A 17309-nucleotide genomic window follows, 5' to 3' on the forward strand; every position below is an offset into this window, starting at 1 on the left:
AGAATGCGGATGCGTGAATGTTGGTTTTTTGTTTAAATAAATAGAGATCGGCGGTTAATAAAGAGGCGCTTTGCGGCGGAGCGGCAACAGCGACCGGCGGATGAAAATTATGTCGGTTGATAACTAATAATAATTATCATTTAATCTGAGGGAATTGGACTGGCAGAGAATAAAAGTATGATGATAGACCTGACGCCTTATTATGCCCGGCCGGGCGAGCAGCCGTTCGGCGCGCGCCGTATGGCGATGCCCTGGCGTAACCATGTGCCGCTTCCGCCCGATGCCATTCAGCCGCGCTGGCGGGCGCTGCTGCAGAGCCAGCTACCGGCGGCTAAACGTCTGCTGTATTTGCACATTCCTTTCTGCGCCACGCACTGTAAATTTTGCGGTTTCTACCAGAATAAACTGCGCGACGACAGTACGGCGACCTATATCCGCTACCTGCTGCAGGAGCTGGCGCTGGAGGCGAACAGCCCGCTGCATCAGTCGGCGCCGATCCACGCGGTCTATTTCGGCGGCGGTACGCCTACCGCGCTGGCCGCCAGCGAACTGGCGGCGATTATTCGCGCCATTCGCACCAGCCTGCCGCTGGCGCCCGACTGTGAAATCACCGTCGAAGGGCGCATTCTCAATTTTGACGACGAACGTATCGACGCCTGCCTGGACGCCGGCGCCAATCGTTTTTCCATCGGCATTCAGACCTTCGACAGCCGTATCCGGCAGCGGCTGGGGCGGCGTTCAGATAAACAGCAGGCGGTGAGTTTCCTGGAACGGCTGGGGCGGCGCGATAAGGCGGCCGTGGTGTGTGATCTGATGTTTGGTCTGCCGCAGCAGACGGAGCAGAGCTGGCGTGAAGATCTGGCGATTGTCGGCGATCTGCCGCTGGACGGGGTGGATCTCTACGCGCTGAATCTGCTGCCGTCCACGCCGCTGGCGCAGGCGGTGGAGAACCAGCGCGTCGAACTGCCGGATCTCGCGGCGCGGCGCAACTTTTATCGCATTGGCGCCGCCACGCTGGCCGGCGAGGGCTGGCGCCAGCTTAGCAACAGCCATTGGGCTAAAACCACCCGCGAGCGTAATTTGTACAATCTGCTGATTAAGCAGGGGGCGGATTGTCTGGCGCTGGGTTGCGGCGCCGGCGGCAACCTGAACGGCCAGGCCTATATGATGGAACGCAACCTGGAGCGCTACTACCAGATGCTGGATGCCGGACAAAAGCCGATCGCCATGATGACGCCGGCCGGCGGCGGCGCGGCCTGGCAGCACCAGTTGCAGGCCGGCATCGAGGTCGGTCGGGTCAGGCTGCCGGCGCTGACCCGACGCGCCGGCGAACTGCAGCCGCTGCTTAGCCAGTGGCATCAGGCCGGGCTGGTGTGTGACGACAGCACCTGTCTGCGCCTGACCGACGACGGCCGCTTCTGGGCCAACAATCTGCTGCAGGCGCTGCAGCAGATTATTCCGCAACTCAATTCGGACGAACTCACGCACGACAGGAGTCCGGTATGACACAGCAACCCACGCTGCAGGAATGGATGGCGACCAATCCGGACGGCACCCTGGAAGAGATCGCCAGCTGCTATCACACCACGCTGCTGGCGGTCGCCGAAGCGCTGCCGGCCGGGCAGCGCACGCTGGCCGACGGTCGGCAATTCGATTTTGTCTGGGACAGCATGACCGGCTGGGGCTGTCTGACGCTTATTGCCCACAGCCAGGATGCGATCCTCGAATTTAAGAGCGAGCTGCCGCAGGGGAGCCACCGTCACGGCTATTTTAACCTGCGCGGCCAGGACGGACTGAGCGGTCATATTCGCGCCGATCGCTGCCATCGCATTGCGCTGATCGAGCGTAAGTTCATGGGGATGGATACCGCCTCCGTGGTGTTTTTTAATCCTGACGGGGCGGCGATGTTTAAAGTGTTCCTTGGACGCGACGAACAGCGCCGCCTGCGGGCCGAACAGATGACGGCGTTTCGCGCGCTGGCGCAGCGTCTGGCCGGGGTATCGCCATGAGCGAATGCTGGCTGTTGTTCGGCGCGGGTCGCGGTACGGGGGCGCAATTGCTGGCGCTGGCTCAGGCGCAGCGTCAGCCGGTAGTGCTGGTGTTGCGCGACGCGCAGCAGGCGCAACAGTGGCGGGGCCGGCCGGATGTGGCGGTGATTCAGGGCGACGCCTGCGATCCCGACTGCGTACAGCTGGCCTGTCGGACCGCCGGACCGCAGGCGATTGCGGTATCCACGCTGGGCGGCGGGGATGCCGACTACCGCGCCCATCGGCTGATTATCGACAGCGCGCAGCAGAACGGCATGCGCCGCATGCTGCTGGTGACCTCGATCGGCTGCGGCGATAGCTGGCCGATGCTGTCGCCGCGCGCCAGGGCGGCCTTCGGTCATGCGGTGCGCGAAAAGTCGCTGGCGGAAAGCTGGCTGCAGACCAGCGAACTGGACTACTGCATCGTCCGGCCTGGCGGGTTGACCAACGGCCCGGCGAGCGGCAACGTGCTGTTGTCGCGGCGGAACGACCTGCATGGCCTGGTATCGCGCGCCGACGTCGCGCTGACGCTGGCGCAACTGCTGCGCCAGACCGCCTTCGGCCATCAGATTTACAGTCTGATCGATCCGGCGCTCAAGCTGCCCGCACGCGGCTAAGACGTCGGTATCGTCCGCATCTGGCCGCGACCGGCTTACGCTGAGCGGATGCGAAAATCGCCCGCCGGCCAAATCCGCGGCCGGCGAATTTATTACCCGATCTCTTCTCTTATTTCCTTTCTCTGCGTTGGCTGGGCCTGCGATACTGCGATACTGCGATACTGCGATACTGCGATACTGCGATACTGCGATACTGCGATACTGCGATACTGCGATACTGCGATACTGCGATACTGCGATACTGCGATACTGCGATACTGCGATACTGCGCGGCATGTCCCGTCTTCAATTCACCTGGGGTGTCCCGTAACTGTTTTTTGTACCGATCAGCATTGTTATAACTGTGCAAAAAACGCTTTTAAGCGATGAAAACAGTCCTGAAAATGCTCAATATTCAACCCAAAATCACATTCCGGAAATGATTACTACATCACTTTTGGTATGCCGGGAGGTTAAGGGACACCCCCTGGCGCCGCTTTCGGACTGGCGGCGATTGCCGCGCGCCCGTTTAAGTAGAGTATAGTGTTGAACGGCGTCGGGACTGGCGTAGTCAGCTCCCGTGACGGATCGGACAGCTTAACCGAGGTAAACGCATTGACGTATCAGCAACAGAAGCGGGGCGCGAAGCCCCTGCTGGTTATTCAGATGGGGGAACCGCCGCAGGCCGTGGCGCGTGAGGTGGGGCAGCAGGCGGACTGGTTTAGCGCGGCGCTGCCGGTCAGCGAAGGGCAACTGCTGGTGGTCCGGCCCGATCGCGGCATGCCGCTGCCGCCGGCCGATCAGGTGGCGGCGGCGATCATTTCCGGTTCCTGGTCGATGGTGACCGATCGGCTGGCGTGGAGCGAATACACCGCCGGCTGGGTGCGTCAGGCGTTTGCCCAGGCGCTGCCGATGCTGGGCGTGTGTTATGGCCATCAACTTATTGCGCATGCGCTGGGCGGCACGGTGGCCGATAATCCACGCGGCCGCGAGGTGGGCGAACAGATGATCTCACTGGCCGGGGCGGTCGACGGCGATCCGTTGTTGGGCAGTCTGCCGGCGCAGTTCTCCGCCTGGCTCAGCCATCGCCAGTCGGTAATTGAACCCCCGACCGGCGCGCAGGTGCTGGGCCGCTCACAGCTGGATGACTGCCAGATAGTACGCTATAGCGATAGCGTGCTGTCCGTGCAGTTTCACCCGGAATTTACCGGCAGCGTGATGGCCAGTTGTCTGCGCCACAGCGCGTCGCAGCCGCAGGCGGCGGAGCAATCGATAGCCGCGGTCAGCGGGGAGCCGGTTTGGGCGCGCAAGATCCTGTTAAACTTCTTCCGGCGCTATGCCGGCGAGATCGGCGGCTGACCGGCTGCGCATCGGATCTTCACCGTCGCGGCTGGCAGGACGCGTTTGCCGCGCTCGGTCAGCCGGAGCCTGAGTTCGTCTTAATCCGCGCTATTATCGCGTCAGCCGCGAGTCGAACGAAAAATCCATCTGCCGGATGCTGGCGCGATAGCGCCCGAACGACGGATGCTGCGGATTAATGATGGCGTTCCGTTCGTGGGGTACGATGCGGGAAGGAACGATCAGCGCCACAGAATCGCCGGCCTGCAGCCAGCCGCTGCCGATATCCATGGTGCCGACGGGGGCCGGATCGCGGCGCCAGTCGTCGGGCAGGGCGGCATTATCCAGCAGCTGAATATCCGCATCATCTATTTCGATACTAAACAGCGAATAGCTATTCAGTATCGATTCCTTGCCGACGTGCACCAGAATTTCCAGCGCCGCCAGCGCAATGGAGCCCGACACGTACACCGCCGGATAGCCCTTGTGGTTCCAGCGCCCGCCGTATTCGCTTGCGCCATAGCCGCTCCACGCGGTCGCGGCATGTACGGTTTTCGTCAGGCGATACAGGATCACGCAAAAACCCCGTGCTCCAGCCGGCCAATCAGGTCCAGCACTTCGAGCGCGCCGCTTTCGGTCGACAGCAGCGAGGCGGGAGAGACCTGGCCCAGCGCCTTCGCCGGATTGCGCATCCAGTGATACGCGTCATCTTTATTGCCGTCGAACAGCTGAACCGCGGCGTCCATCACCCGCACAAATCGGGCGATCCGCTCGCTTTCTTCCGGCGAGAGCGTGCGATCCGCGTTTTTACGCCGCGAGATGTTGCGTTCATTGATGCCGGTGATGCGCAGGATCTCGGATTTCGACATTTCCGACCAGCGATGGATATTGTCCAGCACATCCACCGACAGGCCGGCTTTCAGCGCCAGCGTTAGCTCGCGCCCGCGATTGGCAGGAAAACCGACATAGCGCCAGAGCGCATTATCGATGGGATCGGGCGCGGGACTGTATGTTCTCATTGCGGCCTCCGATTGTGTCATTTGTCCGTACTGATTATAGACAAATGTCAGGTTCTGGCAAGCGCGTCCGGCGTCAGGGTCAGGTTCCCGCTACGCCGTCGGCGAATGTCTCTCCGGGCGGCTGAACCGGATCTTCGCCGCCGGCTCGCCGCACGAGAAAGGAAAATTGAAAGAAAAAGTTACGGGGTAACTTGATTAATGTATTGATTTTAAATTTTTTTTTATATTATCTTTGCTGTTCGTCGCGTCCGACGGCGTTCGGCTTATGTTCACGCTAACGGGCAGACTTGTCTTGCGCCGAAAACGGATCCAGACTGTCGCCTCAGTTAAGCGCGCCGGCAGCGGGGCGCTGAAAACGGCGCGCTATGCGCCTGTTCAATGCCAGGATGGCGGGCACCGTTTCGCACTGAGCAACCCCATTGGTCTGCAAACCACTCGCGTTATCCCGGCGGCTCCACGTCCTGGCCCCACACTCACAGACAGAGAGTTATTCCTTCATGACGACCAAAATATGTCTCAACACGTTTTCCCTGCGCGCCGCCGTCGGTATCGCGCTGCTCGCGCTGGCCGGCTGCGCCGCACCGCATCAGGATGAGGGACAGGCGCAACGGCGGCTGGCGGACCAGTCGGTGCTGGCGCTCAACTGGTTCCAGCAGTCGGGCGAATATCGGGCGCTGGCGCACCAGGCGTTCAACAGCGCGCAACGCGCTTTCGATCAGGCTAAAAAGCCGGCCAAAGGCAGGAAAAAAGCCGTGGTGGTCGATCTGGACGAAACCATGCTGGATAACAGCGCGTATTCCGGCTGGCAGGCGCAGCAGGGCAAGCCGTTTGACGGCGCAAGCTGGGCCAGATGGTCGCAGGCCGGTCAGGCTCTGGCGGTGCCGGGAGCGGTGCCGTTCGCCAGCCACGTCAACAGCCATGGCGGCACTCTGTTCTATGTCTCCAACCGTAAACAGTCTGAATACGCCGCCACCGTCGCCAATATGCAGAAACTCGGTTTTACCGGCATGTCGGAAAAAACCGTACTGCTTAACCAGACGACATCGAACAAACAGGCCCGCTTCGATAGCATCAAAAACGCCGGTTACGACATTGTGGTCTACGTCGGCGACAATCTGAACGACTTCGGCGCCGCCACCTACCATAAAGATAACGCGCAACGGGCGGCGTTTGTCAGCGCCAATCAGGACAAGTTCGGCACTGAGTACATCGTGCTGCCCAATCCGCTGTACGGCGACTGGGAAAGCGGTCTGGCTGCGGATTACAATCAACAGGCGCCGCAGCAAAAACTGCAGGTGCGTCAGCAGGCCATCCGCGCCTGGAACGGCCAATAAGCGTCGCCTCTGCGGCTACCGCTGTATCGCTCCCCGCCGTCTGCGCGGGGATGAACGGGCGGTGGACGCGCGTCCACCATTCTACATTCAGCCCCTGCCGGGCCGCCGGTATTGCTCGCCGCTTCTGCGCCGTCGTGTATACCCTTCATGCTTCATGCTTCATGCTTCATGCTTCATGCTTCATGCTTCATGCTTCATGCTTCATGCTTCATGCTTCATGCTTCATGCTTCATGCTTCATGCTTCATGCTTCATGCTTCATACTTCATACTTCATGCTTCATGCTCATGCTCATGCTCATGCTCATGCTCATGCTCATGCCTCTGGCTTAATGGCCTCATGGCTTCTGGCGCATTGATTTTGTTACTCGTCCCATCCGTGGGATCCGCGCCGCCAGCGCTTCAAATCCGCTGCCGGCAGATTGGCCTCTGATTCGGGTCAATTACTGTCGTAAGCTCCCGGTGATTAATGACAGACATCCTGTCTCTCGCCGAAGGTCAGCTAATGGCTGGACAAATTCGTTGCCGACGAATTTGTCGCGGCATCACCGCCTCTCTGCGACTCGAATTATTTTGGCTATATTAATAATTCCATTTAATTATTATTTCAGATAAATATTATTTCTTTGGTAATTAAAATAAACAAGATCAAGATAACGTACCGCGCTAATTATTGTATTTCGCCGTGACAATACCTTTAGTCGTTATATAAAAATAAACATAGCGATTATTAATGCTTAAACGATAAAGGTAATGCAAATGATAAGCATTGGATTTAATTATCTGACGCCGCGCGGATTGAGATAAAAACGCGCTAATGTGATGCAATTGTTATTATGCGGATAATTGTTTGAGATTTTTTTTCCCCGGAGCAATAATACCCGCGCAAATTAACAGGATTTACCGGGCCTTTATGCCCGGTGTTCTTTTTTTGTACGAAAATAAATAAAACAACCTGTCGTTTATTTTTTTATAAGCAATGTGGGGTGAGGAGTTTCTATGCAGATCAGCAGAAGGCAATTCTTTAAAATCTGCGCAGGTGGAATGGCCGGCACCACGGTCACCGCGCTGGGCTTCGCTCCGGCCGTGGCGCTGGCGGAAACTCGCCAGTATAAATTACTGCGGGCAAAAGAGACGCGTAATAACTGTACCTACTGTTCCGTAGGCTGCGGCATCTTAATGTACAGTATGGGCGACGGCGCCAAAAATGCGCGTTCATCCATTTTCCATATCGAAGGCGATCCCGATCATCCGGTGAGCCGCGGCTCGCTGTGCCCGAAGGGCGCGGGCCTGATTGACTATATTCATAGCGACCAGCGTCTGAAATATCCCGAGTATCGCGCGCCGGGCTCGGATAAGTGGCAACGCATCAGCTGGGACGACGCGTTCGAACGTATCGCGCGGCTGATGAAACGGGATCGCGACGCCAACTTCGAAGAAAAAAACAGCGCCGGCGTGACGGTCAACCGCTGGCTGACTACCGGTATGCTGTGCTCATCCGCCGCCAGTAATGAAACCGGCATGCTGGATTTTCGCTTCAGCCGTTCGCTCGGCATGCTCGGCATTGATACCCAGGCGCGTTTGTGCCACGGACCGACCGTTGCGGCGCTGGGCGCCACCTTCGGCCGCGGCGCGATGACCAACCACTGGGTCGATATTAAAAACGCCAACGTGATTCTGGTGATGGGCGGCAACCCGGCCGAAGCGCATCCGGTAGGTTTTAAATGGGTTATCGAGGCTAAAACCAGCAACGCCGCCAAACTGATTGTCGTCGATCCGCGCTTTAACCGTACCGCCTCCGTCGCCGATATGTATTCGCCCATTCGCGCCGGCTCGGATATCACCTTTCTGCTCGGCATGGTGAACTACCTGCTGAGCACCAATAGCGTGCAGATGGAGTACGTCAAGGCGTACACCAACGCCAGCCTGCTGGTGCGCGACGACTATGCCTTCGACGAAGGCGTGTTCAGCGGCTACGACGCGCAGTCGCGCCAGTACGATCGCGCCTCCTGGCAGTATGATCTGGATGAAAACGGCTTCGCCCGGCGCGACGCCACGCTGACGCATCCACGCTGCGTGTGGCATCTGCTGAAGCGTCACGTCAGCCGCTATACCCCGGAGGTGGTGGCCGATGTGTGCGGCACGCCGAAAGAGGAGTTCCTCGCCATCTGTCGGGTTATGGCCGACACCGCGGCGCCGAATAAGACGGCGACCTTCCTGTATGCGCTGGGCTGGACTCAGCACACCAGCGGCGCGCAGATGATCCGCACCGCCGCCATGATCCAGCTGCTGCTCGGCAATATCGGCATGTCGGGCGGCGGAGTCAACGCGCTGCGAGGTCATTCCAATATTCAGGGCTATACCGATCTCGGCCTGCTGTCGCTGCGCCTGCCGGGCTATATGGATCTGCCCTCCGAAAAACAGACCACGCTGCAGCGCTATCTGACCGATATCACGCCGTCGACCCAACTGGCCGATCAGGTCAACTACTGGAAAAATACGCCTAAATTTTTTATCAGCCTGATGAAAAGCCTGTACGGCGACAAGGCGCGAAAAGACAACGACTGGGGCTTCGACTGGCTGCCTAAATGGGATAAAAGCTACGACGCGCTGAGCTATTCGCGTCTGATGCTGGAAGGCAAGGTCAACGGTTATATCGTGCAGGGGTTCAATCCGATGGCCGCCTTCGCCGATTCCAACCGGGCGCGCGAGGCGCTGATGAAGCTAAAATATATGGTCATCATCGATCCGCTGGCGACGGAAACCTCCAACTTCTGGCAAAACCACGGCGAACTGAACGATGTCGATCCGACGCAGATCCAGACCGAAGTGTTTCGCCTGCCTTCCAGCTGTTTTGCGGAAGAAAACGGCTCGATCGTCAATTCCGGCCGCTGGCTGCAGTGGCATTTCCGTGGGGCGGAGCCGCCGGCGGAAGCGCGTCAGGACGGGGCGATTCTGGGCGGCATCTACATGCGCTTGCGCGAGATGTACGCGCGCGAAGGCGGCGCCAATCCGCAGCCGGTGCTGAACATGGCGTGGAACTATGCCGATCCGCATGACCCGGCCGCTGAAGAGCTGGCGCGCGAGGGCAACGGCTATGCGCTGGCGGACGTGTTCGACGATCAAGGCCGGCAGCTGTTGAAGAAAGGTCAACTGCTGGATAACTTCGCCCAATTGCGCGATGACGGCACCACGGCCAGCTTTTGCTGGGTCTATGCCGGCTGCTGGACGGAGCAGGGCAATCAGATGTCGCGCCGCGATAATACCGATGTCGGCCTGGGCAATACGCCGGGCTGGTCATGGGCCTGGCCGCAGAACCGGCGGATTCTGTACAACCGCGCCTCGGCGGATGAACAGGGGCGCCCGTGGGATCCCGAACGCGAACTGATCCGCTGGGACGGCCAGCGCTGGCAGGGCGTGGATATCGCCGACTACAGCACGGCGGCGCCGGGCAGCGGCGTCGGGCCGTTTATCATGCAGCAGGAAGGGCTGGGCCGGCTGTTCGCCATCGATAAAATGACCGACGGCCCGCTGCCGGAGCACTATGAACCGGTGGAGTCGCCGCTGGCCAGCAATCCGCTGCATCCGAAGACCATGACCAACCCGGCGATGAGGCTGTACGAATCGGATCGCCTGCGCATGGGATCGGCCAGCGACTTCCCGTATGTCGCCACCACGTATTCCATTACCGAGCTGTTTCGCCACTGGACTAAACACGCGCGTCTGAACGCGATTGTGCAGCCGCAGCAGTTTGTCGAGATTGGCGAGGGGCTGGCGCGGCAGAAAAATATCCAGGCAGGCGATATGGTGAAAGTGAGCAGCAAGCGCGGCTATATCAAAGCGAAGGCGGTGGTTACCAAACGCATCCGTACGCTGACCATTGAAGGGCAGCCGGTCGAAACGATCGGGATTCCCTGTCACTGGGGTTTTGAGGGGACCACGCAGAAAGGCTTTATGGCAAACGTTCTGACGCCGCACGTCGGCGACGCGAACAGTCAGACGCCGGAATACAAAGCGTTTCTGGTCAATGTGGAAAAGGCGTAGCGGAGAAGAACTTTTATGGCCATGCAATCTCAGGATGTTATCCGTCGCTCTGCGACAAACTCATTTACCCCGCCGCCCCAGGCGCGCGACCACCAGCAGGAAGTGGCTAAACTGATCGACGTCACCACCTGCATCGGCTGTAAAGCCTGTCAGGTCGCCTGCTCGGAATGGAACGATATTCGCGACGACGTCGGCCACAATGTCGGCGTCTACGACAACCCGACCGATTTGTCGGCCAAATCCTGGACGGTGATGCGCTTTTCCGAAGTGGAGGAAAATGGCCGGCTAGAGTGGCTGATTCGCAAGGACGGCTGCATGCATTGCGCCGATCCCGGCTGCCTGAAGGCCTGCCCGTCGGAAGGGGCGATTATTCAGTACGCCAACGGTATCGTCGATTTTCAGTCGGAACACTGTATCGGCTGCGGTTACTGTATCGCCGGCTGTCCGTTCGATGTGCCGCGCATGAATAAGGACGATAACCGGGTTTACAAATGCACGCTGTGCGTAGACCGGGTGACGGTCGGCCAGGAACCGGCCTGCGTGAAAACCTGCCCGACCGGCGCGATTCATTTCGGCACCAAAGACGAAATGAAAGCGTTGGCCGGCCGGCGCGTGGTGGATCTTCAGAGCCGCGGCTACGATAACGCCGGCTTATACGATCCTCAGGGCGTCGGCGGGACGCACGTCATGTATGTGCTACACCATGCCGACAAACCGCAGCTGTATCATGGCCTGCCGGATAACCCGGCGATCAGCCCGACCGTGACCTTCTGGAAAGGTATCTGGAAGCCGCTGGCGGCGATTGGTTTTGCCGCCACCTTTGCCGCCAGCGTATTCCATTATGTTGGCGTTGGTCCCAACCGCGTTGAGGAACAAGACGAAGACGCCGGGGAGCATCAGCCGGAGGAAACACAGCATGAAAAAGACTAAACGTATTCAGCGCTACAGCGCGCCGGAGCGGATTAATCACTGGATCGTCGCGTTTTGCTTTGTCTTCGCGGCCGTCAGCGGATTAGGCTTCTTCTTCCCCTCGTTTAACTGGCTAATGGGCATTTTCGGTACGCCGCAGCTGGCGCGCATCCTGCATCCCTTCGTCGGGGTGGTGATGTTCGCGGCCTTTCTGCTGATGTTTTTACGCTACTGGAAACATAACCTGATTAACCGGGACGATATTCTGTGGGCGAAAAATATCCATAAAATCGCGCTGAATGAGGAAGTGGGCGATACCGGGCGCTACAATTTCGGTCAGAAGTGCGTATTCTGGCTGGCTATCTGCAGTCTGCTGCTGCTGTTGGCCAGCGGTATCGTGATCTGGCGTCCTTACTTTGCCGACGCCTTCCCGATCGTTGTGATCCGGCTGGCGCTGCTCGCTCATTCGGTGGCGGCCGTCGGCCTGATCCTGGTGATTATGGTGCACGTCTACGCGGCGTTGTGGGTGAAAGGCACCATCACCGCGATGGTGGAAGGCTGGGTGCCGGCGGCGTGGGCGAAAAAACACCATCCGCGCTGGTATCGTGAGATTCAGCGCAAGCAACAGGAAAAACAGCCCTGATGACTATTCGTATCGTTGCCCAGGAGCAGCTGGAAAAGAAGGACCCGTCCTCAACGGTGGGCAGCATTCCGCCGCTGTTGTTCGCCAATCTAAAAGGGTTGTACAGCAACCGGGCCGAGCGCCTGCGCGAACTGGCGCAGGATAATGCGCTGGCGGACTATCTGCTGTTCGCCGCCGGCGTGGCGCAGGCGCAGCAAAAGGTCTTGCACGACCATCCGCTGCATATCGATTTAGGCGCGATCCTCAGCGAAGCCGGCGGCCGCCCGCCGCTGGACGCCGCCACCTTTCCGCGCGGCCCGCACTGGCGCACGCTGCTGCTGGCGCTGATCGAAGAGTTGATGCCGGAGGCCGAAGGGCCGATCCTGGCGACGCTGGAAAATCTGCGCAAATTCCCGGCGCAGGCGCTGGAAGAGATGGCCGACGCGTTGCTGACCCAGCAGTTTGTCCGCGTCGGCAGCGATAACGCGCCCTTTGTCTGGGCGGCGCTATCGCTGTACTGGGCGCAGATGGCCAGTCAAATCCCCGGCAAAGCGCGGGCGGAAGCGGGCGGCCACCGCCAGTTTTGTCCGGTATGCGGCAGTCTGCCGGTTTCGGGCGTGGTGCAACTGGGCAGCGCCAGCGGCCTGCGCTATCTGCACTGCAACCTGTGCGAAAGCGAATGGCACATCGTGCGGGTGAAATGCAGCAACTGCGAGCAGTCCGGCGATCTGGATTACTGGTCGCTGGACAGCGAGCAGGCGGCGGTTAAGGCGGAAAGCTGCGGCGACTGCGGCACCTATCTGAAACTGCTGTATCAGGAGAAGGACCACCGGGTGGAAGCGGTGGCCGACGATCTGGCCACGCTGGTGCTGGATATGAAGATGGAAGAGGAAGGTTTTTCCCGCAGCAGCATCAATCCCTTCCTGTTTCCCGGCGAGGCCGGCTGATGCGTCCGGCCGACGCCGGGGTTACAATGCCGGCGCCGTCCGGCTGCGCGTCAGGCAGAGGAACAGCGCGATCGCCAGCCCGTAGCACAGCAAAATAATCAGCGCCATCGACAGCGCCGAAGTGCCGCCGATACTGGTCAGCGGCACGCTGATCGCCCCTAATGCGAACATACTGACGCCAATCAGCGCCGACGCGCTGCCCGCCTGTTTGCCCTGACTCTGCATCGCTATCGACGAGGCGGACGGCCCGACGATGCCGACGATAATAATCGTAAAGAACAGCGGCACCAGCAGCCACACCAGCGGCGCCTGCAGCCAGCTCGCCAGAGTAAGCAGCAGCGAGGACACGGCGGCGATCGCCAGACCCAGCTTCAGCACGCGCATCTCGCCCCAGCGCTGACTAAAGTGCGCCGACAGTTGCGCCGCGATAATCAGTCCCACGCCGTTGATAGCAAAACAGGCGCTGAACATCTGCGGACTGAGGTGGTAGATCTCCTGCAGGACGAACGGCGACGCGCCGATATAGGCGAACATGCCGGCGCCGGTCAGCCCCTGAGTCAGACACAGCCCCATAAACTGGCGGTCGCCCAGTAACCGGGCCAGCGAGGAGAACAGCGTTCCCACGCCGCCCGACATGCGCCGTTCGGCCGGCAGCGTTTCGCCCAGCCGCCACAGGGTGCTGGCGAACAGCAGCACGGCGACCGCCGCCAGCGCGATGAAAATACCGCGCCAGCTCATCATGCCCAGCATCAGCCCGCCGAGCACCGGCGAAAGGATCGGCGCCAGACCGTTAATCAGCATCAGCAGCGCGAAGAAACGGGTCAGTTCGTGACCGGCGTACAGATCGCGCGCAATGGCGCGCGACAAAACGGCGCCGCCGGCGCCGGCCACGCCCTGCAGAAAGCGTGCGATAATCAGCTGGTGAATGTCCTGCGCCAGCGCGCACCAGATTGAGGTGATCAGCAGGACGATCAGCGACAGCAGCAGCGGGCGCAGGCGGCCCAGTTTGTCGCTGAGCGGCCCGAATACCAACTGGCCGGCGCCGAGTCCTAGCAGGCCGGCGGTCAGGCTGAGCTGGACGGCGGCGGTGGACGTCGTCAGTTCGCTGCCGATTTCCGGCAGGGCGGGCAGGTAGAGATCGGTGCAGAGTGGGCCGAGGGCGGCCAGCGACCCCAGAACCATGGCATAGCCAAGACGCGATGATTTAGACATAGATTGACTCATATATATTACGCTGGAGGAAAAAGTTGTTGCAGCAGGTGCCGATACAGCTGATTCAGCGCCTCAGGCGAGGCCTGTTGCGCGGTGAACGCCCGAAAAGCGGTGCCTTCGGATAAAACGGCGACCAGCTCCACCCGGGCCGCGATTTGTTCCGCGCTGAGCTGCGGGTAGCGCTGACGCAGCATGGCGCTGGCCTGATGAAACAAGCGCGCATCCGCCTCCTGCAGGATATGGGCGACTTTCGGGTTGCGCGTGGCCTCGGCGCTGGCTTCCAGCATCAGGGCGCGGTCGTCTTCGCGCGTGGCTTCATCGCCCGCCAGAATGCGCAAGGCCAGTTCATGCGCCATCTGCGCTGCATGGTCGTCGGCCAGCGTCAGGATCTGTATTCGGTTGTTGACGATACGCCGCACGATCTCTTCGATAATCGCATCTTTATTGACGAAATAACGGTAAATCTGCCCGACGCTGAGTTGAGAACGGCGGGCAATTTCCGCCATACCCGCGGCGTGAAAGCCCGACTGGCGGAAACACTGACGGGCGGCGGCGACAATCTGATCGCGTCGCGCATGAATTTTGCTCGCTTTTTTATCCGCCATTGCCGCGGCGGGATGTGATGTCATGCCGACGCCCCTTGTCTTAGCCGACCACTGCGGCCAGCCGGTAATAACCCTGTATTCATCATGCTCAGGCGGCAGGCGCGTTGGCTCTGCTATCCGACTCGTTCCTGGCGTTTTCTCCGGCGGCGTTTCGGCAACCTGATTTATTCCGTCTATAATTGAGAATGAACGTTCATTCTCAATTATAGACGAGGAACCGACGCGCTGTAAACGGTTTAATCTTTAACCGTCGGCCACGTCCGGACCGACGGTCCTGCGCTCAGGCGCGGATCGCGCTTTCAGCGCCGATCGCCCAGCTGTTGCCACAGAAAGCTGAATTCCAGCGCCAGCAGGTGAGCGCGCTGACGATTGTCCGCTGCGCCGCCGTGCCCGCCCTCGGTATTCTCGTAATACAGCACATCCTGCCCCAGTTGCAGCATGCGGGCCGCCATTTTGCGGGCGTGACCGGGATGCACCCGATCGTCGCGCGTTGAGGTGGTGAACAGAATGCGCGGGTAGGTCGTTTCTGGCCGCAGGTTATGGTATGGGCTGTAGCGGGCAAGGGTCCGCCAGTCCTGTTCCTCGTCCGGGTCGCCGTATTCCGCCATCCAGGCGGCGCCGGCCAGCAGACGATGGTAGCGCCGCATATCCAGCAGCGGCACCTGGCACAGCACGGCGTTAAACAACTCCGGCCGCTGGACCAGCACCGCGCCCACCAGCAAACCGCCGTTGCTGCCCCCCTGAATGCCGAGACGGGACGGATGGGTAATGCGGCGGTCGATCAGATCCTGCGCCACGGCGATAAAATCGTCGTAGCTGCGCTGTTTGTGCTGGCGGATGGCGGCCTGATGCCAGGCCGGGCCATACTCGCCGCCGCCGCGAATATTGGCCACTACCAGCACGCCGCCCCGTTCCAGCCACGCCTTGCCGTAGCTGGCGGCATACCAGGGGGTTAGCGAGATCTCAAAGCCGCCATAGCCATAGAGCAGCGTCGGATTATCTCCGTCCTCCCGGGCGTCGCGCGGCCAGATCACAAAATAGGGAATCCGCGTGCCGTCCGCCGAAACGGCGAAGCGCTGCTCAACCCGCATGCCCCGGGCATCGAAACGCGCGACGCCGGCCTTAAGCCGCTCCCGATCGTCGCTGGCGCTGGTGGCCAGGTACAGCGAGGTCGGCGTAATAAAGTCGGTGCAGGCCAGCAGATAGTGTTCGGCCAGCGGATCGTCGGCCAGCTGCGGGTCGTACAGCGCGGCCACATCCAGACTGACCGGGTAGGGCGCGTCCACTTCCACGCCTGTGAAAATGCCGTCTGCCTTATGCCACTTTTCCAGCCGATCGGCGACGTTATCCATAATCTTCAGGATAATGTGCTCGCGGGTCAAAATATAGTCGGACAGCGATCGGCCGGCAGTGGGGGTAAACAATGGCTGAAACTCGCGGGCGCCGCTCAGCCAGTCGTCCAGATCGCAGGCCAGCAGCGCGCCGGCCGGATAGCGCGTCGCGCCGATTTGCCAGTCGCTGCGCAACTGCAGCAGCAGCGTGTCGCGCCAGATGTCCGGCATGGCGTCTGCGGGGATGGTCAACTTTTGCATTTTTTCGGCGGGCTGATCGCCGATCAATAGAAAAAATTCATGGCGGTAAAAATCCAGCGCGCGGCAGAATAGGGTGCGGCGCCGGTCAGGCGTGCGGTCGATGCTGACGCTTACGCTGATGTCGGATGGTTGCCCGCTGAATACCGTGCTGGCCGACGCCAGCGGCTCGCCGCGCCGCCAGCGCCGGATCTCGCGCGGATAGCCCGAGTCGGTCAGCGTGCCGGGGCCGAAATCGGTCGCCACGTACAGCGTGTCGCGATCGATCCAACTGACGGCGGATTTGGCTTCCGGCAAATTAAAACCGTCGCTGATCAACTGACGGCTGTCGATATCGAATTCGCGCACGACGTGGGCGTCGGCCCCGCCGCGCGACAGGGAAATCAGCGCGTGGCGATAGTCCGGGCCGAGCAGTGTGGCGCCTGCCCATACCCAGTTTTCGCTCTCCGCCTGTCCCAGCGCATCCAGATCGAGCAGCGTTTCCCACTGCGGCTCAGGCAGCCGGTATTGTTGCAGCGTGGTGCGGCGCCACAGGCCGCGCGGGTGCGACTCATCCTGCCACAAATTGTAAAACCATGCGCCGCGCCGCCGGATATAAGGAACCCGGTCGCGGGCGTTGAGTATTTCCAGCATCTGTTCATAGCTGGTCGCATAGTCGGGCGAGCCGGTCAGCTTTTGCTGGCTCTCGCGGTTGCGTTCGCCGACCCACTGCAGGGCGGCTTCGCTGTTGATCTCCTCCAGCCAGAGCCAGGGATCTTCAGCATCGGTAACCGTATCGCGGCTGCGTTGATTCATAGTTTAAAACTCCTTGTGCGCCATCGCCTTGATCTTACGGGATTGTCTGTCGGCGTTTCTCGCCGCCCGCGCGTCGTCGTCAATTGGGTATAGCAGGTTTCGCCGCCGTCGGATACGGTTTGCGGTCCGGTTTGCGGCGCTATAGGTCGGCGGCGTAATGTGGCTAAATATACCTTCATCCCTATTTTAAGCTGCAGGCGCAGTGGTTTTGTTACTCGCCCCGGCCGCTTACCGGGGTAGGATTTTGGGGATTAATCAGAGATATTCTGTCTCT

Annotated in this window: 14 protein-coding genes; 9 read left to right on the forward strand and 5 right to left on the reverse strand. The window is 60.3% G+C overall.

Going from position 1 to position 17309, the window contains the following annotated elements; all coding sequences use genetic code 11:
• Positions 1–177 precede the first annotated feature (177 nt).
• From hutW to FJU30_RS10420, 4 genes are all read left to right on the forward strand, one after another.
• Positions 178–1506, forward strand: coding sequence for a heme anaerobic degradation radical SAM methyltransferase ChuW/HutW (hutW, locus tag FJU30_RS10400; RefSeq protein ID WP_150434890.1), 1329 nt, complete (start codon positions 178–180; stop codon positions 1504–1506).
• Positions 1503–2009 carry a heme utilization cystosolic carrier protein HutX gene (hutX, locus tag FJU30_RS10405; RefSeq protein WP_150434891.1) on the forward strand — a complete coding sequence of 169 codons (507 nt, stop codon included), beginning with the start codon at positions 1503–1505 and terminating at the stop codon, positions 2007–2009. Before hutW ends, hutX begins: the two co-directional genes overlap by 4 nt.
• Positions 2006–2644: an NAD(P)-binding oxidoreductase gene (locus FJU30_RS10410; protein WP_150434892.1), complete on the forward strand. Its 639-nt coding sequence runs from the start codon at positions 2006–2008 to the stop codon at positions 2642–2644. Before hutX ends, FJU30_RS10410 begins: the two co-directional genes overlap by 4 nt.
• A 594-nt stretch (positions 2645–3238) precedes the next feature.
• Positions 3239–3982, forward strand: a complete 744-nt coding sequence (locus tag FJU30_RS10420; RefSeq protein WP_223881558.1) for a glutamine amidotransferase — start codon at positions 3239–3241, stop codon at positions 3980–3982.
• Between the two features lie 93 nt (positions 3983–4075).
• Here FJU30_RS10420 and FJU30_RS10425 read toward each other — a convergent pair whose 3' ends face one another.
• Together FJU30_RS10425 and parS are read right to left on the reverse strand one after the other, a co-directional pair.
• Positions 4076–4537, reverse strand: a complete 462-nt coding sequence (locus FJU30_RS10425; RefSeq protein ID WP_150434893.1) for an RES family NAD+ phosphorylase — start codon at positions 4535–4537, stop codon at positions 4076–4078.
• On the reverse strand, positions 4534–4980 hold the full coding sequence (parS, locus tag FJU30_RS10430) for a type II RES/Xre toxin-antitoxin system antitoxin (protein WP_150434894.1): 447 nt from the start codon (positions 4978–4980) through the stop codon (positions 4534–4536). The genes FJU30_RS10425 and parS overlap by 4 nt, the downstream gene beginning before the upstream one ends.
• Positions 4981–5477: 497 nt before the next feature.
• Here parS and FJU30_RS10435 point away from each other — a divergent pair, with 497 nt between their 5' ends.
• From FJU30_RS10435 to fdhE, 5 genes are all read left to right on the forward strand, one after another.
• Entirely contained in the window at positions 5478–6314 is an 837-nt protein-coding gene (locus FJU30_RS10435; protein ID WP_150434895.1) for a 5'-nucleotidase, lipoprotein e(P4) family, read from the forward strand.
• 997 nt (positions 6315–7311) lie between these two features.
• Positions 7312–10356, forward strand: a complete 3045-nt coding sequence (gene fdnG / locus FJU30_RS10445; RefSeq protein WP_150434897.1) for a formate dehydrogenase-N subunit alpha — start codon at positions 7312–7314, stop codon at positions 10354–10356.
• A 15-nt stretch (positions 10357–10371) separates the two neighbouring features.
• Entirely contained in the window at positions 10372–11286 is a 915-nt protein-coding gene (gene fdxH, locus FJU30_RS10450) for a formate dehydrogenase subunit beta (RefSeq protein ID WP_150434898.1), read from the forward strand.
• Positions 11273–11908 carry a formate dehydrogenase cytochrome b556 subunit gene (gene fdoI / locus FJU30_RS10455; RefSeq protein ID WP_150434899.1) on the forward strand — a complete coding sequence of 212 codons (636 nt, stop codon included), beginning with the start codon at positions 11273–11275 and terminating at the stop codon, positions 11906–11908. The genes fdxH and fdoI overlap by 14 nt, the downstream gene beginning before the upstream one ends.
• Positions 11908–12834, forward strand: coding sequence for a formate dehydrogenase accessory protein FdhE (gene fdhE, locus FJU30_RS10460; RefSeq protein WP_150434900.1), 927 nt, complete (start codon positions 11908–11910; stop codon positions 12832–12834). The genes fdoI and fdhE overlap by 1 nt, the downstream gene beginning before the upstream one ends.
• Before the next feature lie 21 nt (positions 12835–12855).
• Here the strand turns inward: fdhE and FJU30_RS10465 are convergent, their stop codons facing one another.
• The 3 genes from FJU30_RS10465 to FJU30_RS10475 all read right to left on the reverse strand — a co-directional run bounded on the left by FJU30_RS10465 (position 12856) and on the right by FJU30_RS10475 (position 17035).
• Entirely contained in the window at positions 12856–14046 is a 1191-nt protein-coding gene (locus FJU30_RS10465; protein ID WP_395858536.1) for a multidrug effflux MFS transporter, read from the reverse strand.
• 17 nt (positions 14047–14063) lie between these two features.
• Positions 14064–14675: a TetR/AcrR family transcriptional regulator gene (locus tag FJU30_RS10470; RefSeq protein ID WP_150434902.1), complete on the reverse strand. Its 612-nt coding sequence runs from the start codon at positions 14673–14675 to the stop codon at positions 14064–14066.
• Between the two features lie 275 nt (positions 14676–14950).
• Positions 14951–17035 (reverse strand): prolyl oligopeptidase family serine peptidase, encoded by a 2085-nt coding sequence (locus FJU30_RS10475; protein ID WP_150434903.1) that lies wholly within the window; start codon positions 17033–17035, stop codon positions 14951–14953.
• Positions 17036–17309 lie beyond the last annotated feature (274 nt).

Source organism: Affinibrenneria salicis (genome assembly GCF_008710095.1).

What these genes read in the sequence shown, in the direction of transcription:
- hutW (WP_150434890.1), top strand. Translation starts at nt 178, where the DNA reads ATGATGATAGACCTGACGCCTTATTATGCCCGGCCGGGCGAGCAGCCG.
- hutX (WP_150434891.1), top strand. Translation starts at nt 1,503, where the DNA reads ATGACACAGCAACCCACGCTGCAGGAATGGATGGCGACCAATCCGGAC.
- FJU30_RS10410 (WP_150434892.1), top strand. Translation starts at nt 2,006, where the DNA reads ATGAGCGAATGCTGGCTGTTGTTCGGCGCGGGTCGCGGTACGGGGGCG.
- parS (WP_150434894.1), bottom strand. Translation starts at nt 4,980, where the DNA reads ATGAGAACATACAGTCCCGCGCCCGATCCCATCGATAATGCGCTCTGG.
- FJU30_RS10435 (WP_150434895.1), top strand. Translation starts at nt 5,478, where the DNA reads ATGACGACCAAAATATGTCTCAACACGTTTTCCCTGCGCGCCGCCGTC.
- fdnG (WP_150434897.1), top strand. Translation starts at nt 7,312, where the DNA reads ATGCAGATCAGCAGAAGGCAATTCTTTAAAATCTGCGCAGGTGGAATG.
- fdxH (WP_150434898.1), top strand. Translation starts at nt 10,372, where the DNA reads ATGGCCATGCAATCTCAGGATGTTATCCGTCGCTCTGCGACAAACTCA.
- fdoI (WP_150434899.1), top strand. Translation starts at nt 11,273, where the DNA reads ATGAAAAAGACTAAACGTATTCAGCGCTACAGCGCGCCGGAGCGGATT.
- fdhE (WP_150434900.1), top strand. Translation starts at nt 11,908, where the DNA reads ATGACTATTCGTATCGTTGCCCAGGAGCAGCTGGAAAAGAAGGACCCG.
- FJU30_RS10465 (WP_395858536.1), bottom strand. Translation starts at nt 14,046, where the DNA reads ATGTCTAAATCATCGCGTCTTGGCTATGCCATGGTTCTGGGGTCGCTG.
- FJU30_RS10470 (WP_150434902.1), bottom strand. Translation starts at nt 14,675, where the DNA reads ATGACATCACATCCCGCCGCGGCAATGGCGGATAAAAAAGCGAGCAAA.
- FJU30_RS10475 (WP_150434903.1), bottom strand. Translation starts at nt 17,035, where the DNA reads ATGAATCAACGCAGCCGCGATACGGTTACCGATGCTGAAGATCCCTGG.